Origin of the sequence: Bradyrhizobium sp. (genome assembly GCF_016462955.1) — a bacterium.
GTDB lineage: Bacteria > Pseudomonadota > Alphaproteobacteria > Rhizobiales > Xanthobacteraceae > Bradyrhizobium.
The window spans coordinates 386-3,494 of sequence record NZ_JAEMSD010000618.1 but is presented as its reverse complement, the minus strand read 5'-3'; the positions used below and the strand labels follow the sequence as shown (position 1 = coordinate 3,494).

Here is a 3,109-nt window from a genome sequence, read left to right as displayed (position 1 = left end):
ATCTTGGGCTATAAGGGCGTCGCATGAGTCGCCGCGGCATCACCATCCTCCTGCTTTTGCTCGCCTTCCTGACCGCCGGCAACGCGCTGGCGCAGGACAAGGGCAGCGTGACCCCGAAGCCGCTGCCGCCGCTGGCCAATCCGAACGACCCCGACGTGGCCGCCAAGGAGCTGTTCGCGCGAAAGCTGCTGCCGTCGAAGGGACCCGCCCACGTGATCGGCTCCTACACGCGGGGCTGCATCGGCGGCGCGGAGCAGATTCCGGTCACCGGCGCGCATTGGCAGGTGATGCGGCTGTCGCGCAACCGCAGCTACGGTCACCCCGACATGATCGCGCTGATCAAGCGGCTCGCCGCGAAGGCGCACAAGGACGCAGGCTGGCCCGGCATCCTCGTCGGCGACATCGCCCAGCCGCGCGGCGGGCCGGCGCTGTCGGGCCATGCCAGCCACCAGATTGGCCTCGATGCCGACATCTGGCTGACGCCGATGCCGGACCGCCGGCTTTCGCGCGAGGAACGCGAGGAGATGTCGGCGGTGATGATGGTGCGGCCGGACCGGCTCGACGTCGATCCGAAGGTGTTCACGCCTGGCCATGTCCTGGTGCTGCGCGATGCGGCGCGGGAACCCGCCGTGCAGCGCATCTTCGTCAACGCCGCGATCAAGAAGGCGCTGTGCCGCGAGGCCAAGGGCGACCGCGCCTGGCTGTCCAAGATCCGGCCCTGGTGGGGCCACGACTACCACTTCCACATCCGCATGCGCTGCCCGGCGGGCGCCGCTGAATGCGAGAGCCAGCCGTCCCAAGCCGAGGACGAGGGCTGCAAGCCCGCCGATCTCGCCTATTGGTTCTCCGACGCGGTGCTGCACCCCAAGCCGCCGCCCGAGCCGCCCAAGCCGAAGCCGCCGATGACGCTGGCGCAGATGCCGGCAGCCTGCAAGGCGGTGCTGCACGCGGGCGACGCGAAGCCGTAAGGGCAAGCTATCGCCTCGCCCACCGCCGTCGTCCCGGGGCGTGAAGCGAGCCCGGGATGACGCATCTGGTTTGACCTTCCGAACGGGCCTGCTATCTTCGCAGTTGCGATATCCCACGCTGGCCGTAAGCCACCGTGGCGCCGTGGAACAGCGCGTCCGCTCGTCGCATCAAACCGTCAACGCCAGATTTGCGCGTGCATCGTCCGCGCAAGCTCGCACGGAGCGCTATTTATGATTCGTATTGCAGGACTTCTCACCGCCTTCGTCATCCTGGCCGGCGCGAGCTTCTCGCCTGCGAGCGCCCAGGACAAGACCATCACCGTGTTCGCCGCCGCCTCGATGAAGAACGCGCTCGACGAGATCGACGCCGCCTACACCGCCAGGACCGGCGTCAAGTTCAGCGTCAGCTATGCCGCAAGCTCGGTGCTGGCCAAGCAGATCGAGCAAGGCGCGCCGGCGGACGTGTTCGTCTCCGCCGACACCGACTGGATGGACTATGCGATCTCGAAGAAGACTATCAACGAGGCTTCCAGGGTCAATCTGCTCGGCAACAGCATCGTGCTGATCGCGCCGAAGGATTCCAGGATCGACAGCGTGACGATCGCGCAAGGTTTCGATCTCGCCACGCTCGCCGGCGACGGCAGGATCGCGACCGGCGACGTCAAGTCGGTGCCCGCAGGCAAATACGCCAAGGCTGCGCTCGAAAAGCTCGGCGCCTGGCAGGCCGCCGAGCCGAAATTCGCCATGGCCGAGAGCGTGCGCGCGGCGCTGACGCTGGTGGCACGCGGCGAGGCGGCCCTCGGCATCGTCTACGCGACCGACGCCAAGGTCGAGCCCGGCGTGAAGATCGTCGGCACCTTCCCGGCGGACTCGCATCCCGCCATCGTCTATCCGGTCGCCGCGACCGCGACGGCCAAGCCGGAGACGAACGACTATCTCGCCTTCCTGCGCTCGACGGCGGCCAAGACCATCCTGGAAAAATACGGCTTCAAGTTCCTGGTCAGTCCCACCACCTGATATCCTCGACCTGATGCTGGACCTCTCTCCCGCCGAATGGACGGCGATCCTGCTTTCGCTCAGGGTCGCCGTCATCGCAACGCTGGTGGCAACGCCGTTCGGCATTGCGCTGGCCTGGCTGCTCGCGCGCCATGATTTCTGGGGCAAGTCGCTGCTCGACGCCATGGTGCACCTGCCGCTGGTGCTGCCGCCGGTCGTCACCGGTTATCTCCTGCTTCTGACCTTCGGCCGCAAGGGCCTCGTCGGCGGCTTTCTCGCCGATCATCTCGGCATCGTCTTCTCGTTCCGCTGGACCGGTGCTGCGCTCGCCTGCGGCGTGATGGCGTTTCCGCTGCTGGTGCGCCCGATGCGGCTGTCGATCGAGGCGATCGACCGCAGGCTCGAGCAGGCGGCCGAGACGCTGGGCGCCGCGCCGTGGAAAGTATTCTTCACGGTGACACTCCCGCTGGCGCTGCCCGGCGTGCTCGCCGGCATGGTGCTGGGCTTTGCCAAGGCCATCGGCGAGTTCGGCGCCACCATCACCTTCGTCTCCAACATTCCCGGCGAGACCCAGACGATATCCTCGGCGATCTATTCGCTGATCCAGACGCCGGACGGCGACGCCGCTGCGGGACGGCTGGTGATCGTCTCGATCGTGCTGGCGCTGGGCGCGTTGATTGCCGCCGAGTGGTTCGCCCGCCGCGCCACCGCGCGGCTGCACGGAAACTGACCATGCTGCGCGTCGACATCGAAAAGCAGCTCGGCGAATTCTCCCTGCAGGCATCCTTCGCCAGCGAAGGCCGTGCCATCGGCCTGTTCGGCGCCTCGGGCGCCGGCAAGACGTCCCTGGTCAACATGATCGCAGGGCTGCTGCGGCCCGACCGCGGCACCATCGTGATCGACGGCGAAACCGTCGACGACACCGCCGCCGGCATTCATGTGCCGACCTATCGCCGCCGCATCGGCTATGTGTTCCAGGACGCGCGGCTGTTTCCGCATTTCAGCGTCGCGCAGAATCTCGACTATGGACGGCGGATGAACGGCCTTGCGCCGGATCCCGCGCAACACAAGCGGGTCGTGGACCTGCTCGACATCGGCGCGCTCGCCGTCGCACGGCGCACACGCATCTCGCTGCGCACGGTCGC

At 67.4% G+C, this 3,109-nt stretch carries 4 protein-coding genes; all 4 read left to right on the top strand.

Annotated features, from left to right (window positions below; all coding sequences use genetic code 11):
* Positions 1–23: 23 nt before the first annotated feature.
* On the top strand, positions 24–968 hold the full coding sequence (gene mepA / locus JHD07_RS35595) for a penicillin-insensitive murein endopeptidase (protein ID WP_291630706.1): 945 nt from the start codon (positions 24–26) through the stop codon (positions 966–968).
* A 231-nt stretch (positions 969–1,199) separates the two neighbouring features.
* On the top strand, positions 1,200–1,985 hold the full coding sequence (gene modA / locus JHD07_RS35590; protein ID WP_291630704.1) for a molybdate ABC transporter substrate-binding protein: 786 nt from the start codon (positions 1,200–1,202) through the stop codon (positions 1,983–1,985).
* 13 nt (positions 1,986–1,998) lie between these two features.
* Positions 1,999–2,694, top strand: coding sequence for a molybdate ABC transporter permease subunit (gene modB, locus JHD07_RS35585; RefSeq protein ID WP_291630702.1), 696 nt, complete (start codon positions 1,999–2,001; stop codon positions 2,692–2,694).
* Between the two features lie 2 nt (positions 2,695–2,696).
* A partial coding sequence (locus tag JHD07_RS35580; protein ID WP_291630700.1) for an ATP-binding cassette domain-containing protein occupies positions 2,697–3,109 on the top strand: 413 nt, incomplete at its 3' end.